The organism is Nocardia sp. NPDC057440, from assembly GCF_042802915.1.
Lineage (GTDB): Bacteria > Actinomycetota > Actinomycetes > Mycobacteriales > Mycobacteriaceae > Nocardia.
Window position 1 is genome coordinate 50,089 of sequence record NZ_JBHVDF010000005.1, and the last position, 18,458, is coordinate 68,546.

Genomic DNA, 18,458 nt, shown 5'->3' on the forward strand with positions numbered 1-18,458 from the left:
GCGCAGATTACACCGCGACGGCCGTCGCGTCATCCGCCGAACGGCGCCCGATCGGCCGTGCAGGAGGCGGCGGGATCCGGGAGTGCCAGGTCGATCAGATAGCGCTCCCGTAACCGGCGGGTGCAGTCACCGGCCGGCTGGTGCCCGTAGCCGTCGACGACGACCAGGCGCGCATTGCCGAGTTCCTGTTGGGCGCGCTTCGCGAACGCCAGCGGAGTCACCGGGTCGAAACGATTGTTGAACAGCAGGGCAGGAACCTCCGAGCGCAACGTCCACGGGCCGGTGTACCGCTGCCGATAGCCGCCCTGCGGCGCGGACCACGAGGCGCACGGCTGCCGCAGATACAGCCAGAACGCGGCGTAAGTCGGTGCGTTGCCAGAGAATTCGCGCGCCAGCTCGGGCCACTGGTCCGGTCGTTCGGGAAAGTTGCTGTCCGCACAAGTGATCGCGGTGAAGGAGTCGAGGAAATTCAACGAGAAGGGCTCCGCGGCAAGCACTTCCCGCACGACGCCGGGGTTGCCGTCGGCGCCGCGCTCCAATTCGGCAAGCAGCCCGGCAAGCGCGGACCAGCCCTGCCGCGAGTCGTACAGCAACATCGCCTGGGCCTGGACGACCTCGTCGTAGCGCACCTGCACCGCGGTCTCGCCGCGCCCGACCTCGACCGGGCCCTGCCGCAACCGGTCCAGCAGCGCGCGATCGCGGGCCCGCGCATCCTCGCCGGCGAACGCGCACGTCGGCTGGCCTGCCTGGGTGCACAACCGGACGAACTCGGCGAACACTTCCTCGGTGCCGATCGCGGTGTCGGCGACCGCGGCGCCCGTGTTGTTCGTGTACGCGTCCGGATCGATCATCGCGGCGAGTTGCAATGCGCGGACTCGGTCCCCGAACAGCGCGCCGTAGACCTCGCCGAGATAGCTCGCGTAGGAGGCGCCCGCATAAGTGAGCTTCGCCTCACCGACCGCGCGGCGCAACAGGTCGATGTCGCGCGCGGCGTCGACGGTGGTGAGATGCGGCAGCAGCGCGGCGCTGTGGGCCGCGCAACCGGCCGCGAGCTCGCGACTGCCGCGCTCGGCGGCACGCTCCTGCTCGGCGTTGCCGGGCGGCTGCGGGGAATTGGCCCAGAACCGTTGCTGCGCTTCAGAATCGGGGAAGCAGCGCACCTGCGAGCTGCGTCCGACCCCACGCTGATCGAAGATGATCACGTCGAATCGACGGCTCACCTCGCCGGGAAAGAGTTCACCTAGGGCTGCCTGGTCGAACCCCGATCCGCCCGGTCCACCGGCCGCGGTGAACAGCGTGCCGATGCGACCGGCCGGGTCGCCTGCGGGCTGGCGGAGGACCGCGAGTGGGATGGTCGCCCCGTGCGGTTGCGCGTAGTCGAGCGGAACGGCCGCGACAGCACACTGGTATCTGCTCGATGCGGGCTGCGCACACGGCGTCCAGTCCAGGCGCGGCGTCGGCGCGGCATCGGCTTGGGCGACCAGTTCGGCCGCTCTCGACTGCTGCTTCGACTCCCGCTCGGCCGACGCACCGCAGCCGCCCAACGCGGGCAACAGCGCGATCAGCACACAGAATGCGGCGATCCTCGACTTACCCACAGCGCTCATCCTCTGTCCACGCCATGCCCGCGTCGTCCTCCTTTGTGAGGTTTGGTCAGGCGGTTACCACTCGCCTCGGCCTGGCCACCAGCTCGCCGCCGCAGTTCGGGCACCCGCCGTCCATGGCCCGTCCGCACGGTTCACAGAACGTGCACTCGTACGAACAGATTCGGGCCGGACCGTCTGCGGTCAGGCCGACATCGCAGCGCTCGCACACCGTGCGCATCTCGAGTGCCATGCCGCTACCTCCGTCGTCACTTCCCACCGTAAATCGATATGTCCGGACCTATGCCGTCAACAGCCGGACGACCGCGATGATCCCGACGACGACTATCACTCCACGCAGTACGTTCGGCGGCAAGCGCCTGCCCATCTTGGCACCGAGCTGGCCGCCGATGATCGAGCCGACCGCGATGAGCGCGACCACTCGCCAATCGACATCGGCGACCATCGTGAACACCACCGCGGACACGGCGTTCACCAGTAGTCCGAGCACATTCTTGACCCCGTTGAGGCGCTGGATGTCCTCGTGCACGAACACTCCGAGCAACCCGATCAACAGCACACCCTGGGCCGCGCCGAAGTAGCCGCCGTAAACGCCCGCGGCGAAAACGGCGACGAACAAGATCAGGCCGCCGTGTTCGGGTTCCGGGCCGGTGTCGGCCTCCCTGCGCTGCTTCACCCAGCGCGCCAGCCTCGGCTGCACCACGACGAGCACCAGCGCGGCGATGATCAGCACCGGCACGATCGCCTTGAAGGCCGACGCGGGGAGCGTCAGCAGCAGCACCGCGCCGGTGGTGCCGCCCAGCAGCGACGCAGTGCCGAGCCGCAGCAGCCGGGCCCGCTGGCCTTCGAGTTCGCGCCGATACCCGATCGCGCCGCTGATTCCGCCGGGGACCAGGCCGATCGTGTTCGACACGTTTGCCGTCACCGGCGGCAATCCGAATGCCAGCAGCACCGGGAAGGTGATCAGCGTGCCCGATCCCACGATGGTGTTGATGCCGCCCGCCGCGATGCCCGCGCCGAAAACGGCCAGTTGTTCCAGCCAAGTCATATGAACAGTTCCTTCGACGTCCCGTCGGACCGAGTCCGTACAAGCGTGTGTATGCCCGGTCGGAACGCTATCGGCAACATCGGATGACCGGAGGACAGGACCGGGCTTTCGGGCCCACATCGCGACACGGTAAACTTCCGGACATCATGCAGCGGGCACTTCTTCTCGGCCGCCGCGACGGGGTCTGATCGGACCGGCCTCCCGTCGCGGGGTTCTGCCGCGCCGGTCGACCCTGTATATGGGATCCACCACACCCACTCGGAGAAACCGTATGTCCCCCGCTGACGTCTTCGTATCCGGCACGCGCACCATCGCACCCCCATCGAAGCCTGCCCCGGCCGACCAGCCTGACTGGAACACCCAGAAGAACTCCTCGATGCCGGCCTTCCGGTACCGGCCCTTCGCCGAGGAGGTCGAGCCGATCTCGGTGCCCGACCGCACCTGGCCGGACAAGATCATCGATCGCGCGCCCGGCTGGTGTGCCGTCGACCTGCGCGACGGCAACCAAGCCCTCATCGACCCGATGAGCCCCGCGCGCAAGCGCCGCATGTTCGACCTGCTGGTGCGGATGGGCTACAAGGAGATCGAGGTCGGCTTCCCCTCGGCGAGCCAGACCGACTTCGACTTCGTCCGCGAGATCATCGAAGACGGCGCGATCCCCGACGACGTCACCATCCAGGTGCTGACCCAGTGCCGTGCCGAGCTGATCGAGCGCACCTTCGAGGCGTGCGCGGGCGCGGCGAACGTGATCGTGCACTTCTACAACTCGACCTCGGTCCTGCAGCGGCGTGTGGTGTTCCGTGCGGACCAGGCCGCGGTGAAGAAGATCGCCACCGACGCCGCGAAGCTGTGCCTGGAGATCGAGCAGCAGTACCCGGACACCAACTGGCGCTACGAGTACAGCCCCGAGTCCTACACCGGAACCGAGCTGTCCTACGCCAAGGAGGTCTGCGACGCGGTCACCGAGATCATCGCACCGACCCCGGCCAAGCCGATGATCATCAACCTGCCCGCGACCGTCGAGATGACGACCCCGAACGTCTACGCCGACTCGATCGAGTGGATGAGCCGCAACCTGGCCCGCCGCGACTCGATCGTGCTGTCGCTGCACCCGCACAATGACCGCGGCACCGCGGTCGCCGCCGCCGAGCTGGGCTACCAGGCCGGCGCGGACCGCATCGAAGGCTGCCTGTTCGGCAACGGCGAGCGCACCGGCAATGTCTGCCTGGTCACCTTGGGGATGAACCTGTTCTCCCGCGGCGTGGACCCGCAGATCAACTTCTCCGACATCGACGAGATCCGTCGCACCGTCGAGTACTGCAACCAGCTGCCGGTGCACGAGCGCCACCCGTACGGCGGCGACCTGGTGTACACCGCGTTCTCCGGCAGTCACCAGGACGCGATCAACAAGGGCCTGGACGCGATGAAGGCCACGGCCGACGCGGCCGACTCCGACGTGGACGACATCGTCTGGGAGGTCCCGTACCTGCCGATCGACCCGAAGGACGTCGGCCGCACCTACGAGGCCGTCATCCGGGTCAACTCACAGTCGGGCAAGGGCGGCGTCGCCTACATCATGAAGACCGATCACGGCCTGGTGCTGCCGCGACGGCTGCAGATCGAGTTCTCCCAGGCGGTGCAGAAGATCACCGACGGCGAGGGCGGCGAGGTCACCCCGAAGGAGATGTGGGACGTCTTCTCCGAGGAGTACCTGAGCCCGATCCTGCCGCTGGAGCGGATGCGGCAGAAGGTGACCGCGTCGGAAACCGATGGCGGCGTCGATGCCATTTCCGCGATCGTCAAGGTCGACGGCGTCGAGCAGGAGATCACCGGCAACGGCAACGGACCGCTCGCCGCGTTCGTGGACGCGCTGGCAACCATCGGTTACGACGTGCGCGTGCTGGATTATTCGGAGCACGCGATGTCCGCGGGCGATGACGCGCAGGCCGCCGCTTACGTGGAATGCGCGATCGGCGACAAGGTGGTCTGGGGCGTCGGTATCGCCACGTCGATCACCACCGCGTCGCTGCGCGCCGTGGTCTCCGCCGTGAACCGGGCCCACTGATCTCGGTCGACGAGTACGGTAGGAGCCGGACGTCCTGGTGCGCGACATAGTTGCCGACCGGGGCGTCCGTCTCTCGATCCTGTTGGCAGAGACCGACAATCGGGCCACAATCAGCGGCGTGTCTGCATAGCGCGTCTGCTGTCAGCACGGCGGGGCGGGTCACCGAACCCCGTGCTAGCGTTGGTTCGCACTCAAGCGCCGAGCTCTCTGCTCGAATTCCCGAGCAGATGGGGGAACTGTGACTACAAACGACCACAACCCGACTTCTCCGCCCTGGCTGCAGAGTAATTCGGTAGACACGGCCGACGTCACCACCGAGGTCGACGGGCACCACACAGCACCTGACGAGGGGGGCGAACCGCCGGCCGCCGAGGTCGCGCCCGAGCCGTCCGGCGACGCCGAAGCGCAAGAATCCGTGACGGATTCGGCCGACCCGCCTGCTACCGAGCTACCGGACGCGCCCGCACCGCAGGAACCGGAGCCGCAGTTCGCTGGTTTCCCGCCCGGTGTGGGTCCGATGGACCAGACCACCCCGTACGCGCAGGCCGCGCCGCAGCAGTCCTACGGTCCGCCCGACGGATTCGCGCCGCCCATTGCGCAGGAACCGTTCGCGCCGTACAACACTGGCCAGTTCCCGCAGCCGGTTCCGCCCGCGGAGTCCTACCAGCCCGCGCCGTATCAGCCGGGTCCGTACCAGCCGGGTCCCTACCAGCCGGGCCCTTACCAGCCCGGTGTGCCTGCCGGTCCGACCGACAGCGGCAGCCATCCGGTGCAACCCGCGCCCGAACAGCAGAACTACAGCGAGTATCGGCAGGAGATCGGTCCCGACGGGCTCGTCCGGCGGGTGCCGCAGGATCAGCCGCAAGCCGATCAGAGCAGCGGGCCGATCTACAGCTGGGCGCCGCCGCCCCCGCCGATGCAGCCGCCCGCGCCACCGCAGCAGCAGATGTACCAGCAGCCCGGCCCGCCGATGGGTCAGCCGCCCATGGGCCAGCCGCCGCTCGGTCAGCCGCCCCTCGGTCAGCCCGGCCCGATGGGCCAAGTGCCGCCTCCCGGCTGGCAGGGTGAACACAATCCGCATCAGCCGCAGCAGCCTTTCCAGCCGCAGCACATGCCGCAGCCGGGACAGCCCGGGCATTCGGTCAACGACCTGAACCTGCTCAAGCGCGCTCGTAAGGCGCCGCGCAGCGGCTGGCGCAGGGCCATGCACAAGGCCACCGGCGGTGTGGTCAATCCCGGCGAGTCCGCGGCCGACGTGGTCTATCGCGATCTCGTGGACCGGGTGAACCAGCCGGTGCGCGGTGACTACCGGATCGCGATCCTCTCGCTCAAGGGCGGCGTCGGCAAGACAACGACCACGGTCGGGCTCGGATCGACGTTCTCGACGCTGCGCGGTGATCGCGTGATCGCGATCGACGCCAACCCCGACCTCGGCACGCTCGGCCACCGGGTGCCGCGCCAGACCCGCTCCACCGTGCGCAACCTGCTCGAAGACCAGCACATCACCAGGTACTCGGATGTCCGCGCGCACACGTCACAGGCGCCGAGCCGGCTGGAAGTGCTTGCCAGCGAACAGGACCCGGCGGTCTCGGAGGCCTTCAGCGAGGCCGACTACCGCCAAGCAATCAGCATTCTGCAGTCGTTCTACAACATCATCCTCACCGACTGCGGCACCGGCCTGATGCACTCGGCGATGGCAGGCGTGCTGGACATGGCCAGCTCGCTGGTGCTTGTCACCTCGCCCGCCATCGACGGCGCGCGCAGCGCATCGGCCACGCTGGACTGGCTGGACCACCACGGGTACAGCAAGCTCGTCGAGCGCACCGTCGTCGTGGTGAACGCGTCGCGCCGCGGCGCCTCGACGGTCGACCTCGACCAGCTGCGCAAGCTGTTCCTCGACCGTACCCGCGCGGTGCAGGTGGTGCCCTTCGACGACCATCTCGCCGAGGGCGCGGAAATCGACCTGGAATTGGTGAGCAAGCCGACCCGGCGCGCACTGCTGGAGCTTGCCGCCATGGTGGCCGACGATTTCGGCTACATCGGTGCACAGCAGTACCGAGGCGGCCCGCCCGCACGGCACTAATAGTTCGAAAACCTCAGCGGCCCGGCGCTTTTGCGCCGGGCCGCGCTGTTTATCCCGACACTATTCGGCAGTCACCCGCCGGGCCGCGGATTCGAAGGCCGCCAGCACGGCGGCGATGGCGGGACGCTGCTCGGCGTGCGGGCGGGTGGCCAGTTCGTAGAGGCGAGCGGCGCGGACTCCGGACAGACGCAGCACCGCGAGGTCGGGGTGGGCTACCGCGAAGCGGGGCATCAGCGCCACCGCGTAGTCCGCGGCGACGAGCGTCTCGATGACCCGGAAGTCGTTGAGGCGCTGCGCGATGCGCGGCTGGACACCGGTCATGGTCGCGATCGAGCGGAGCACGTCGTCGACGGGGAAGCCGCCGCGCACACTCAGCCAGGTCTCGTCGGCGAGCTCGGCGGGGGTCACCTCGGTGCGGCCGGCGAGCGGATGTGTCGGTGCGACAACGACATCGGTGGGTTCCCGCATGAGCACCCTGGTGGCGACCCGTGGACCGGCGATCGAGGAGGCGCGCTCGTCACGATGAGTGAGGACGATGTCGTAGTCCGCGAGCAGGCGCGGCACCTCGGATGGCGGCAGGTCTACGTCACCGGCCACGACCTCGACGCCGCTGTCGGCCATCGCGGGCAGCACGTACGGCAGCAGTAGTGCCGCGCCCGACGGGAACAGCGCCACACGGACCCGCCCGCGCGGCGAGCCCCGATAGTGCGCCATCTCGCCGACGGCCCGGTCCATGGCCGCGAGCACCTCGTCGGCGCGCAGCACGAGGGCCTGCCCCGCGTCGGTGAGCCGCACCCGGCGGCCGTCGGGCTCGAGCAGTGCGACACCCGCCTCCTTGGCCAGCACCTTCAGCTGCTGCGACACCGCGGACGGTGTCATCGACAGCGCCGTCGCGACGGCCGCGATGGTGCCGCGGTCGGCGAATTCGCGCAACACCCGCAGGCGTTCGACGGTCATGGGCGGCCCCGCCGATGCGCCGCCCAGAGTAACCATTCAGTAATGCTACATAAATAGTGCATATTAATTCGATTGTTCTTATGAGTTGAGCTATCCACGATGGAAAGCATGACCAACCGTGACCGCCTGCTCGGCCTAGCCGTCGTCCTGCTCTGGGGGCTGAACTTCATCGCCATCCGGGTCGGGCTCGACCACTTCCCGCCCTTCTTCTTCGCCGCGCTGCGTTTCGCGGTGATCGCGGTGCCGGTCGTGTTCTTCATTCCGCGCCCGAAGGTGCCGCTGCGCTGGTTGCTGTTGTACGGCACCGGGTTCGGCATCCTGCAATTCGCCTTTCTGTTCACCGCGATGCGCGCCGGGATGCCGACGGGGCTTGCCTCACTGGTGCTGCAATCCTCGGCGCCGTTCACGGTCGTCCTCGGCGCGCTGTTGCTGCGGGAGCGGCTGCGGCCGGTCCAACTGCTCGGCATCGGCGTCGCGGTGGCGGGCATCGTGGTGATCGGGCTCGACCGCGCGCAGCACGCCCCGCTGCTGCCGATGCTGCTCACGCTGGCGGGCGGGCTCGGCTGGGCCTTCGGCAATATCGGCTCCCGGCTGGCGATGACCTCCGGCGAGGTCAATCCCCTGCATCTCACGCTGTGGATGACCGTGGTGTCCCCGATCCCGATGTTCGCGCTGTCCGCACTCATCGAGGGACCGACCACGGGTCTGGATGCCATGACCGATATCGGTTCCCCTACCGGTTGGCCAGCGCTGCTCGGTCTCGCCTACATCGTGGTGCTCGGGACAGTCGCGGGCTCGGGACTGTGGACATACCTGATGAGCCGGTACCCGGCGAGCACGGTCGCGCCCATGTCGCTGCTCGTCCCGGTGGTCGGCATCGTCGCGGCCTGGGCCGCACTCGGCGAGACCCCCTCGGTGCTGTCGGTGCTCGGCGGGCTGATCGTGATCACAGGAGCCTTCGCGGCGACGACCGCGGGCAGCCGGATCGGTGCGAACAACCCGGCACAGGAGCCGGTCGAGGCTGGTGCGCACCCCTCCGAGGACGCACCCGCGCCTGCTGCTGCCTGCCGACCGCGACTCGCGCAGGCGTGAGGCACGGTCGCACCGCTGGGCCTGGCGATCAGCGCTCACGGTCCGTCGACGGAGCCCTGCCGGTTCGTTCGTTCACCTCCGGCCGAGAGCCCCGGGGTTTACCATCAGGCGGCGGTTAACCAGGGTGGGGTAGCTGGACCCCGGATAGGCCGCTTTACAGTGTGCAGTGCGTGTTAGTAGTCCCGAAAAGGCTGGGCAGCAGAGTTGCGCATGGCAGAACAGCGATGGACCGTGTCGCGACGAGCGATGCTTCGAGGCACCGTCGCGGCGGGAGTGGCGACAGCGGGGGCATTGACGGCGAGCGGGCTGCGACCCGCGCCCGCCTCCGGAAGTCCGGGCGGCGGCCGGGTCGCGGTGCTCGGTGGCGGGGTCGCCGGGTTGACCGCGGCGCACGAACTGGCCGAGCGTGGTTTTCAGGTCACCGTCTATGAGCGTCGAGCGCTCGGCGGCAAGGCACGCAGTATTCCGGTGCCGGGCACCGGGTCGGCGGGTCGGCCGGATCTCCCCGGCGAACACGGGTTCCGCTTCTTTCCCGGCTTCTATCAACATATTCCGGACACCATGCGGCGGATCCCCGTCCCCGGTAATCCGGACGGCGTCTGGAACAACCTGATCGGTGTGCCGGAGGCGCGGTTCGCCCGGCGCGACGGCGACGATTTCCGGCTCCCGCTGGGACCGCGGGCACGCACCGCGTTCACCCCGGAGCTGTTCCGGGAAACGGTCGGCGCGGCCCTCAGCACGGCGCTGAAAATGCCTGCGGCCGAAGGTCTGTACTTCGCCGATCGCCTGCTCGTCTTCAACTCCAGCTGCGACGCCCGCCGGTTCGGGCAGTGGGAGCACATGTCCTGGCGTGACTATGTCGGCGGCCATCAGCGCTCCCACGAGTTCCGCGCGCTGCTCTCCCGCACCCTGACCAGCATTATGGTCGCCGCCAAGGAGGACATCGCCAGCGTCCGCACCATCGGCAATATGGGCGAGCAGTTCCTCGGCAATCCCTTCGAGATCGGCAACGACGGCGCGCTGGACCGCGTGCTGAACGGACCGACGAATGCGGCGTGGATCGACCCGTGGGTGCGGCAACTGCGTGAGCTCGGCGTGCGATTCGCGCTCGGCGCCGAGGTGCGCGGGCTGGATGTGCGCGATCGCCGGATCGCCGGGGCCCGCGTCGTCGACGAGAACGGCGAGCAGCGCACCGTCGACGCCGACTACTTCGTGGTGGCGTTGTCCGCCGAGCGGGCCCGTGCGCTGTGGTCGCCGGAGGTGCTCGCGGTCCGGCCCGACCTGTCCGCGATGGACGGATTGTTCGTCGACTGGATGAACGGCATCCAGTTCTATCTGCGCACACCCGCCGATATCTCACGCGGGCACACCGCCTTCATCGATGCGCCGTGGTCGCTCACCTCGATCACCCAGAATCAGCTGTGGACCAGGAAGCTCACCGAATTCGGTGACGGCACCGTGCGGGACTGCCTCTCGGTCGACATCTCGGACTGGAATACCCCGGGCATGCTGTACGGCAAGACGGCCAAGGAGTGCACCCGCGAGGAGATCGCGCGCGAGGTGTGGGCGCAGATGACCGCGCACCTCAACGACCGTGGCGCGGTGCTGCGCGACGCCGATCTGCATTCGTGGTTCCTCGATCCCGGCATCACCTGGCAGGCCGACCAGCAGCGCAACGCCAACGCCGATCCGCTGCTCATCAACACCGCGGGATCATGGGAGTATCGGCCGCAGCCGCACGGTGCGCTGGAAAACCTGTTCCTGGCAGGCGATTACGTGCGCACCAACGTCGACCTCGCGACGATGGAGGGTGCCAACGAATCCGCGCGGGCCGCGGTGAACGCGCTACTCGACGTGGCAGGGTCGAATGCCGAGCGGTGCCGGATGTACACGCTGTATCGCGCCGCCGAATTGGAGCCGTTGCGTCGCATCGACGCGGATCGCTATGCCGCGGGACAACCGAACCTGTTCGACGTCCGGATCTGAGCCGCGCACGAATGTGATCGATCTCGCCGCACCGGAACAGAATTCGATCGCGGAGCCGTCGCTACCGGGTGTTCAATCGAAATATGCGCGAGAGCATCGGCACCCACGAGATCACCGGCCCCACCGAACTCAGGCAGCTGCTCGGCGAAGTGATGCCGCGCGCCGCGAACAAGGAACGCACCACGCTGCACCCGAGGGACCGCGAGTGGATCGCGAACTCGCCGTTCCTGATCATGAGCACCAGCGACGCCGACGGCAATTGCGACGCCTCCCCCAAGGGCGATCCGGCCGGCTTCGTGCGGGTGCTCGACGATCGGACCCTCGCGGTACCCGAACGTCCCGGCAACCGCCGTGCCGACGGTTACCTCAATATCCTCGCCAACCCCCACATCGGCCTGCTGTTCCTGATCCCGGGCCGCCGCGAGACCCTGCGCATCAACGGTCGCGCCCGCCTGGTGCGCGACGCGCCCTACTTCGACGACATGGTGGTCAAGGGCCATCGCCCTATCCTCGCGGTCGAGGTCGAGGTCGAGCAGATCTTCCTGCACTGCGCCAAGGCCTTCATTCGCAGTCACCTGTGGGAGCCGCAGCAGTGGCCGGTCGATACCCTGCCGAGCCCCGCCTGCCTGGTCAAAGAGGTCCACAGCGATGTCACCGAGTCGATCGAGGAACTCGAGCACTACTACGCGCCGGAGAACTACAACGCCAAGCTCTACCGCGACTGACCACGGCGGGTCCCGAACCCACCACATAGACTCGCGGCGTGGCAGATATTTCGGTGCGTGGGCGGCTTGCGCTGCGAGCGGCGGCCGCGGCGTCCTGGGCTTCGCAGAAGGCCGGACGCGGCAAAGGCTCGATGATCGGCGGATTGATCGCGCTGAAGATCGATCCGACGGTGATGGAGCAGCTCGGCCGTGGCAAGCGCACGGTGCTGGTGACCGGCACCAACGGCAAGTCGACCACGACGCGGATGACCACGGCCGCGCTCGGCAGCCTCGGTGCGGTGGCCACGCAGGCCGACGGCGCCAACATGGACGCCGGAATCGTCGCCGCGCTGAGCACTCATCTCGGCGCGCCGCTGGCCGCGATCGAGGTGGACGAGCTGCACCTGCCGCACGTGACCGACGCGCTGAATCCGGTCGCCGTCGTGCTGCTGAACCTCAGCCGCGACCAGTTGGATCGGGTCGGCGAGATCAACATGATCGAGCGCAAACTGCGGGCCGGGCTGGCCGAGCACCCCGACGCCGTGGTGATCGCCAATTGCGACGACGTGCTGGTGACCTCCATCGCCTACGACCATCCGAAAGTGGTGTGGGTGGCTGCGGGCAGCGGCTGGGCGATGGACGCGACAAGCTGTCCGCGCAGCGGCGAGCCGATCGTCTGGGAGGGCACGCACTGGCGCAGCACCGGCACAGATTTCCAACGCCCGGAACCGGATTGGTGGCTCGACGGCGAAAAGCTCTGTGGCCCAGAAGGTGTGCGACTGCCGCTGCGACTTGCGCTGCCCGGCCGCGCCAATCGCGGCAACGCCGCCCAGGCGGTGGCCGCCGCGGTCGCGCTCGGCGCCGACCCGGCAGCGGCGGCGACCGCGACCGGAACGGTGCAGGAGATCGCGGGCCGCTACCGGACCGTTCAGGTCGGCGAGCACACCGCGCGCCTGCTGCTGGCGAAGAATCCGGCCGGCTGGCAAGAGGCGCTGTCGATGATCGAGCCGACCGCGGCCGGACTGGTGATCGCGGTGAACGGACAGGTGCCCGACGGCGAGGATCTGTCCTGGCTGTGGGACGTGCGATTCGAACACTTCGAGGGTGTGCAGGTGGTCGCCGCTGGCGAGCGCGCCACCGATCTGGCGGTGCGCCTCACCTACGCCGGAGTCGAACACACCACGATGGCGGATCCATTGCGCGCCATCGCTTCCTGTCCTGCGGGGCGGGTCGAGGTGCTGGCGAACTACACCGCGTTCCGTGATCTCAACCGCGACCTGGAGGGGCGGACGGCATGACAGACTCGACGGTGCGGATCGGGCTCGTGCTGCCCGATGTCATGGGCACCTACGGCGACGGCGGCAATGCACTCGTGCTGCGACAGCGGCTGCGGATGCGCGGCTACGACGCGGAGATCGTCGAAATCACGCTGGCCGACCCGGTTCCCGACTCGCTGGACATCTACACCCTCGGCGGCGCAGAGGATTCGGCGCAGCGCCTGGCCACCCGGCACCTGCAGCGCTACCCCGGCCTGCAGCAGGCCGCGGCGAAAGGCGCACCGGTGCTCGCCATCTGCGCCGCCATCCAGGTGCTCGGCAACTGGTATGAGACCTCGTCGGGCGAACGCGTCGACGGTGTCGGCCTCATCGATGTCACCACCGCACCCCAGCAGAAGCGCGCCATCGGCGAGGTGACAACCACGCCCATGCTCGCCGGCCTCACCGCACCGCTCACCGGTTTCGAAAACCACCGCGGCGGAACCACACTCGGGCCCGACGCGTCCGGCCTCGCCCGCGTCACCCGCGGCGTCGGCAACGGAGTCGGCGATGGACTGGAGGGCGTCGTCCAGGGCTCCACCCTCGGCACCTACATGCACGGCCCCGCCTTGGCCCGCAACCCCGAACTCGCCGACCTGCTGCTCGCCCGTGCCCTCGGCGTCGCAGAGCTGGCACCGCTGGACCTCCCCGAGGTCGAACAACTCCGCCGCGAACGCCTGCGGGCCTGACGCTAGATCGCGAGAATGGCGGCCTCATACTTCTGGCAGTAGGGATCTCGTGTCAAGAGGTTAGTCCAGTCTGTGTCGAGAATGCCAGAAAATACTGGCCGCGGCCCCCGAGTCCGGACCGGATCGGTCAGCCCGCCGCGGCGCCACACAATTCGTGGACCAGGCGCATCTTTTCCAGGACCGGGTCGGGCAGGACGAAGGGGTAGAGGTCGGGGTGGCCCATGGAGCGGTTGACCATGTTGAGGGCCCAGGCCAGGGGGAGCCAGAGGTCGATGATCTTGTCGAAGCCCGCGCGGCCCACTTGGGGGCGGTCGAGGGTGGCGCCCGCTGGTGCGAAGCCGAAAGCCGCCGCGGTGTCGAGGGTGTCGCGGATGTGCAGATAGTGGGCGAAGGTCTCGGCCCAATCCTCGGCGGCGTGCATGGCGGCGTAGGAGGAGACGTAGCTGCCGTCCCAACCGGACGGGGCGCCCTCGGAATAGTGACGATCCAGCGCGGCCTGATAGTCGGCGAACGGGTCGCCGAATAGACCCCGGAAACGTTGCAGCGCCTCGTCATCGGCGACGAGCACGGCGAAGTAGTAGTGCCCGATTTCATGGCGGAAGTGGCCGAGCAGGGTGCGGTAGGGCTCGTCCATTTCTATCCGCAGCTGCTCGCGATGCGGGTCGTGCGCCTCGGCGAGATCCAGCGTGATCACGCCGTTCTTATGTCCGGTGGTGACCCGGTCTGTCGCACTGGAGAGCAGGTCGAACGCGAGACCGGTTTCCGGGTTCCGGTCGCGGCCGACGATCGGCAGTCCGAGTTCGGCCAACTCCATGATCAGCCGTCGCTTGGCCGCTTCGGCCTCCGCGAAGGCCTGTAGACCCGCGGCGTCGTAGTCGTGCGGGCGGGTGCGGGTCAGGCGGCAGGACTCGCAGAGCACCGGACCACCGGAGATCGGCGTGCCATCGGAGACCTGTACCAACCAATTGCACTGCGCCACATGCAAGTTGTCGCACAGGCGGAACCTGCGACCGTCCACCGCGCCGCCCGGATGTCCGTTCGGCTCCCCAGCGGTGGCATCGGAGATCACCAGCAACGCGCGATCGGCGAGGCTGAAACCCAGTGGGCTGGAACATGACAGGCACACGGAGTTCTCGAAGGCCAACTGCTGGCCGCAATTCGGACAGGTGAAATCGCGCACGCCGCTACCCCGCTACCGGTGCGACATCGACCGAGACGGTAATCGAGCTCTCCTTGGCGTCGGTGTAGATGATGCCGCGCAACGGTGGCACGTCGGCGTAGTCACGGCCCCACGCCACGGTGACGTAGCGCTCGTCGGCCAACTGGTCGTTGGTGGGATCGAAGGCGATCCAGCGACCGGTCCGGTCGTGCGCGGCCTCGCCCGGCAGCCACACCGCCGACCAGGCGTGGGTGGCATCGGCGCCGACCATCCGTTCCTTGCCCGGCGGCGGATCGGTGGCGAGATAACCCGATACATATCGAGCGGCGAGGCCGTGTGAGCGCAGGCAGGCGACACCGATCCTGGCGAAATCCTGACAGACGCCCGCGCGCGCGGCGAACACATCGGCGACCTTGGTGGAGACAGTGGTGGAGCCCGACTTGTACGTGAAGTCGGCGTGGATCCGAGTGTTCAACTCTCGCACCGCTTCCAGCAGCGGTCGCCGCGGAGTCAAGGATTCGGCCGCATAGGCGGTGACCTCGGGAGTGATCTCGGGCGGTTGCAGATCCAGGGTGAACTCAACCGCCAGCGGCCCGATGGTCGCGGTCGGGCGGGCGGTCTCCCATGGTTCGGCGGCCGGACCGATGTCGGTGCGGTCCGGTCTGTCCACCTCGACCACCGATGCGCCGGTGACGACGAGTTTCCGATGTTCGGCCGTGACATGGAAGTAGGAGGTGGTGTTGCCGTAGACGTCGGTGCCGATCGACCGATCCGACGGCACCGGATCGATGTCGATCGCGTGTGAGAGCAGCCGCTGCCCTGGGAATTGCCGAGGCGTGAGGTAGGCGCGCCCGTAGGAGCTGCTCACCGCATCGGAGTACGAGTAGGTGGTTCGATGCGCGACCCGATAGCGACGAGCGGAACCATTGCGGCCGATCATCCGACAACCCGTGTGCTGCCCCACAGCGGCTGAATACCCACTGGCAGTGCCAATCTCGTGGTCTCGAACGATTCGGAAATTTTCCGCAGCCGCAAGTGCACACCCTCCAGGAGCTCCGCCAATTCGGTACGCCTGCCGCCGGCGTCGATGACGTCCAGGTCATCCGGGTCGACGCGGCGCAGCATCCGTTGCGCGTCGGCCAGCAATCGTTGTGGCCGTGACGATCCGGACGCCGCGGGCAGCGCCTGGAAGTCCGTCTCGAGTTGCCCGAGCTGGTAGGCGAGCGATCGCGGATTGGCCGCGTCGAACAACAACAGGCCGGCGACCGCCGAGACCCGCACCGAATCCCGGTGCCGCCGACGGTAACTCACCGAGGACTCGGTCGCGCGCAGCACCGACTCGGTCACCACCCGCTCGGCCTCCGCCGGATAGGTCTCGGTCAGCGCCGCCGACAACAGCGCGGTCAGCGCGATCCCGCGTTCGATGCGCTTACCGATATCCATGACGTACCAACCGGTGTCGCGCACCAGCGATTCGGCGCCGATCCCCGACAGCGACAGCAGCGCGGCAAGCGAGAGCGAATGCACGGCCGACAACGCGGCCTCTTGGTCACCCTCGGTGCCGCGATACTCGATCAACGCTCGATCTACCGCACCGAGAATCATCCAGGTATCAGTGGACAATTGATCACGCACCGCGCGCGCCGCCGCCTCGTACCGATCGATCGCGAAGGCCAGCGAACCCGGCGTGCTCCGATCGGTGGTCAGCCGCACCAGATATTCGTATCCTTCTCGCGACGCCCCCGCGACCGGCGGCCGAGCGCCGCTCGCCGACTGCTCCGGTGGGCTCAGAGACACCGACTGCTGTTGTGGCACAGAACTACTGGCCGCAGCGCTCGACCCACCCTCGACATCGCCCGCATCTTGTCGGTCACCGGTCGAATCGGCCGTTGGGCCGTCATCGACCGGAGCGAGGGTTCCGGTCGTTCGTGCCAGTGCCGACATCAGCGCCGTGACCGCGTCCGCGCCTTCGAGCCACGGGCGGTAGCGGAAGTCCTGGTACTGGTCGTGGGTCGCGATGAGCAGGCGCACCACCGATTCGGCTCGTTCGCTGTAGCGGCCCATCCAGAACAGGTCGTTGAGGACGCGCGGCGAGCTGACGGCTTCGAGGGCGGGGCCGCGGCGCTCGCGTTCCTCGTGCACCGGCTCGGCGATGGCGGCGACCGCGGTGGGCGCGGCGCGCACCCAAATATCTTTGGCGGCAACCTTGATGGCCACCCGTTCCGGCTGCAGGCGCTGACGCAGTTGACCGAGACCGCCCGCCATCGCCGTATACCCGCCGCGGCGGGCCAGCGAGAACAACCGCATCCCGACCGGCGACGCGGCGAGACCCCCGTAGCCCTGGACGGCCGGAGCCACCGAAAACTGGGCCGGGTCCTGGCCGACCCATTGCCAGCCACGAGACTCGACCCGCGCCGCGAGTTCCGAACGCTGCTCGGCGGACAACTCGGGACCGAATGTCGTCGAGCCGTCGACGGTCGACCGAATGATGAGGCGGTCGAGATTCGCGATCAAGTGTGACCGCTCGGCGGCGTCGCCACCCCAGTACGAGGGTGCACTGTCGAGCACCAACTCCTCGCCGAGCAGTGCTCGCGAGATCTGCGGCAGGAATCCGGGCAGCGCGGGATTCTCCAGCATCCCACTGCCGAGGGTGTTCACCACGGTCACCGCGCCACGCCGCAGCACCTCCACCAAACCCACCACACCGAGCCGGGAATCCGGGCGCAGATCGAGCGGATCGGAGAATTCGGCGTCCACGCGGCGCAACACCACATCGACGCGCTTCAGGGTGCCGAGCGAGCGCATCCACAGCGCACCGTCACGCACCACCAGATCCGTGCTCTCGACCAGCGGAAAGCCCAATGTGGACGCGAGATAGGCCTGATCGAAAGCGGTTTCGGAGTGCACGCCGGGACTCAGCACCACCACGACGGGATCGTCGTCGGCGTTCGGCGCGGATTCGATCAGCATCAGCCGCATCGCCCGCGCGAACGGGGTGAGCGGCCGCGGATTGGAATGCTCGAACGCCTCCGGGATCGCCGTGGACACCACGCGGCGATCCGCCAGCGCATAGCCCGCGCCGGACGGGGCCTGCGCCCAGTCGGCGATGGCGCGGAACTGTCCATCACTCCATCTGCTGATATCGCAGGCGTGCAGGAACAGCTGATGCCGCCCGGGCACCGTGATGCCGTGCGCGGCCCGGACGTAGCCGTTGCTGCCGAACACCACCTCCGGCGGCAATAGGCCCGAAGTGATGGTGCGACGCGCGCCGTAAATGTCGGTCAGCACCTCGTCGAGCACCCGCGACCGCTGCACCAGGCCGGCTTCCAGCCGAGTCCAGTCGTCGGCGGAAACCAGCAGTGGAATGGGGTCGAGCCGCCACGGCGTCGGGAGCGCCGGATCTTCCGGCGAGATCACCTCGGTGTAGTAGATGCCGTCGTCGTCGATCAGCCTGCGCACCCGGCTGTCGAGCCTGCCGAGCCCGGTGGTGCCGAGCTCGACGAAGTCGGCGGAGAGCTCCGACCACATGCGCCGCACCCGGCCGTCGCCGTCGACCAACTCGTCGTAATATCCGTCCATCGGCCGGCCGCATTCGTCGTAGGCCGCGCTGTCCACACCCTCGGCGCGATAGCGGGCGAACTGTTCGGCGATCTGTTCGCGCACGTCGAGCCCGCTGTCATCGTGCGGCGGCTGCTCCGGTCGAGCGGTACCTCCGTGGTCCTCCGCACGCTGCGCTTCGTCGCGCATTGTCACCG

14 protein-coding genes are annotated in these 18,458 nt (G+C 68.2%); 7 read left to right on the forward strand and 7 right to left on the reverse strand.

Features of this window, described 5'->3' with window-relative positions; translation table 11 throughout:
* Positions 1 to 29: 29 nt before the first annotated feature.
* The 3 genes from ACFU4Z_RS11765 to ACFU4Z_RS11775 are packed head-to-tail and all read right to left on the reverse strand — an operon-like array spanning position 30 to position 2,652.
* Complete coding sequence (locus tag ACFU4Z_RS11765; protein ID WP_379061781.1) at positions 30 to 1,607, reverse strand: alpha/beta hydrolase; 1,578 nt, start codon at positions 1,605 to 1,607, stop codon at positions 30 to 32.
* A 46-nt stretch (positions 1,608 to 1,653) separates the two neighbouring features.
* Complete coding sequence (locus tag ACFU4Z_RS11770) at positions 1,654 to 1,836, reverse strand: DUF1272 domain-containing protein (RefSeq protein ID WP_379061783.1); 183 nt, start codon at positions 1,834 to 1,836, stop codon at positions 1,654 to 1,656.
* Positions 1,837 to 1,884: 48 nt separating this feature from the next.
* Complete coding sequence (locus ACFU4Z_RS11775; RefSeq protein WP_379061785.1) at positions 1,885 to 2,652, reverse strand: sulfite exporter TauE/SafE family protein; 768 nt, start codon at positions 2,650 to 2,652, stop codon at positions 1,885 to 1,887.
* Positions 2,653 to 2,923: 271 nt separating this feature from the next.
* Here ACFU4Z_RS11775 and leuA point away from each other — a divergent pair, with 271 nt between their 5' ends.
* Positions 2,924 to 4,717, forward strand: a complete 1,794-nt coding sequence (gene leuA, locus ACFU4Z_RS11780) for a 2-isopropylmalate synthase (protein ID WP_379061788.1) — start codon at positions 2,924 to 2,926, stop codon at positions 4,715 to 4,717.
* A 517-nt stretch (positions 4,718 to 5,234) separates the two neighbouring features.
* Entirely contained in the window at positions 5,235 to 6,800 is a 1,566-nt protein-coding gene (locus tag ACFU4Z_RS11785; protein WP_379062521.1) for an AAA family ATPase, read from the forward strand.
* A gap of 60 nt (positions 6,801 to 6,860) precedes the next feature.
* Here ACFU4Z_RS11785 and ACFU4Z_RS11790 read toward each other — a convergent pair whose 3' ends face one another.
* Positions 6,861 to 7,757: a LysR family transcriptional regulator gene (locus tag ACFU4Z_RS11790; protein ID WP_379062523.1), complete on the reverse strand. Its 897-nt coding sequence runs from the start codon at positions 7,755 to 7,757 to the stop codon at positions 6,861 to 6,863.
* Positions 7,758 to 7,865: 108 nt separating this feature from the next.
* Here ACFU4Z_RS11790 and ACFU4Z_RS11795 point away from each other — a divergent pair, with 108 nt between their 5' ends.
* From ACFU4Z_RS11795 to ACFU4Z_RS11815, 5 genes are all read left to right on the forward strand, one after another.
* The gene (locus ACFU4Z_RS11795; RefSeq protein ID WP_379061790.1) at positions 7,866 to 8,849 is read left to right on the forward strand and encodes an EamA family transporter; all 984 of its coding nucleotides are present in this window, start codon (positions 7,866 to 7,868) and stop codon (positions 8,847 to 8,849) included.
* 210 nt (positions 8,850 to 9,059) lie between these two features.
* Positions 9,060 to 10,835, forward strand: coding sequence for an FAD-dependent oxidoreductase (locus tag ACFU4Z_RS11800; RefSeq protein ID WP_379061792.1), 1,776 nt, complete (start codon positions 9,060 to 9,062; stop codon positions 10,833 to 10,835).
* A gap of 83 nt (positions 10,836 to 10,918) precedes the next feature.
* The gene (locus ACFU4Z_RS11805; protein ID WP_379061794.1) at positions 10,919 to 11,560 is read left to right on the forward strand and encodes a pyridoxamine 5'-phosphate oxidase family protein; all 642 of its coding nucleotides are present in this window, start codon (positions 10,919 to 10,921) and stop codon (positions 11,558 to 11,560) included.
* A gap of 38 nt (positions 11,561 to 11,598) precedes the next feature.
* Complete coding sequence (locus ACFU4Z_RS11810; RefSeq protein WP_379061796.1) at positions 11,599 to 12,837, forward strand: MurT ligase domain-containing protein; 1,239 nt, start codon at positions 11,599 to 11,601, stop codon at positions 12,835 to 12,837.
* A complete protein-coding gene (locus tag ACFU4Z_RS11815; protein WP_379061798.1) occupies positions 12,834 to 13,544 on the forward strand; it encodes a type 1 glutamine amidotransferase in 711 nt (236 codons plus the stop codon). Before ACFU4Z_RS11810 ends, ACFU4Z_RS11815 begins: the two co-directional genes overlap by 4 nt.
* Positions 13,545 to 13,671: 127 nt before the next feature.
* On the opposite strand, the gene ACFU4Z_RS11820 is transcribed toward ACFU4Z_RS11815, so the two are convergent.
* The 3 genes from ACFU4Z_RS11820 to ACFU4Z_RS11830 are packed head-to-tail and all read right to left on the reverse strand — an operon-like array spanning position 13,672 to position 18,450.
* The gene (locus ACFU4Z_RS11820) at positions 13,672 to 14,724 is read right to left on the reverse strand and encodes a putative zinc-binding metallopeptidase (protein WP_379061800.1); all 1,053 of its coding nucleotides are present in this window, start codon (positions 14,722 to 14,724) and stop codon (positions 13,672 to 13,674) included.
* A 4-nt stretch (positions 14,725 to 14,728) separates the two neighbouring features.
* Positions 14,729 to 15,643, reverse strand: a complete 915-nt coding sequence (locus tag ACFU4Z_RS11825) for a transglutaminase N-terminal domain-containing protein (RefSeq protein ID WP_379061802.1) — start codon at positions 15,641 to 15,643, stop codon at positions 14,729 to 14,731.
* On the reverse strand, positions 15,640 to 18,450 hold the full coding sequence (locus ACFU4Z_RS11830; RefSeq protein ID WP_379062525.1) for a circularly permuted type 2 ATP-grasp protein: 2,811 nt from the start codon (positions 18,448 to 18,450) through the stop codon (positions 15,640 to 15,642). Before ACFU4Z_RS11830 ends, ACFU4Z_RS11825 begins: the two co-directional genes overlap by 4 nt.
* Positions 18,451 to 18,458 lie beyond the last annotated feature (8 nt).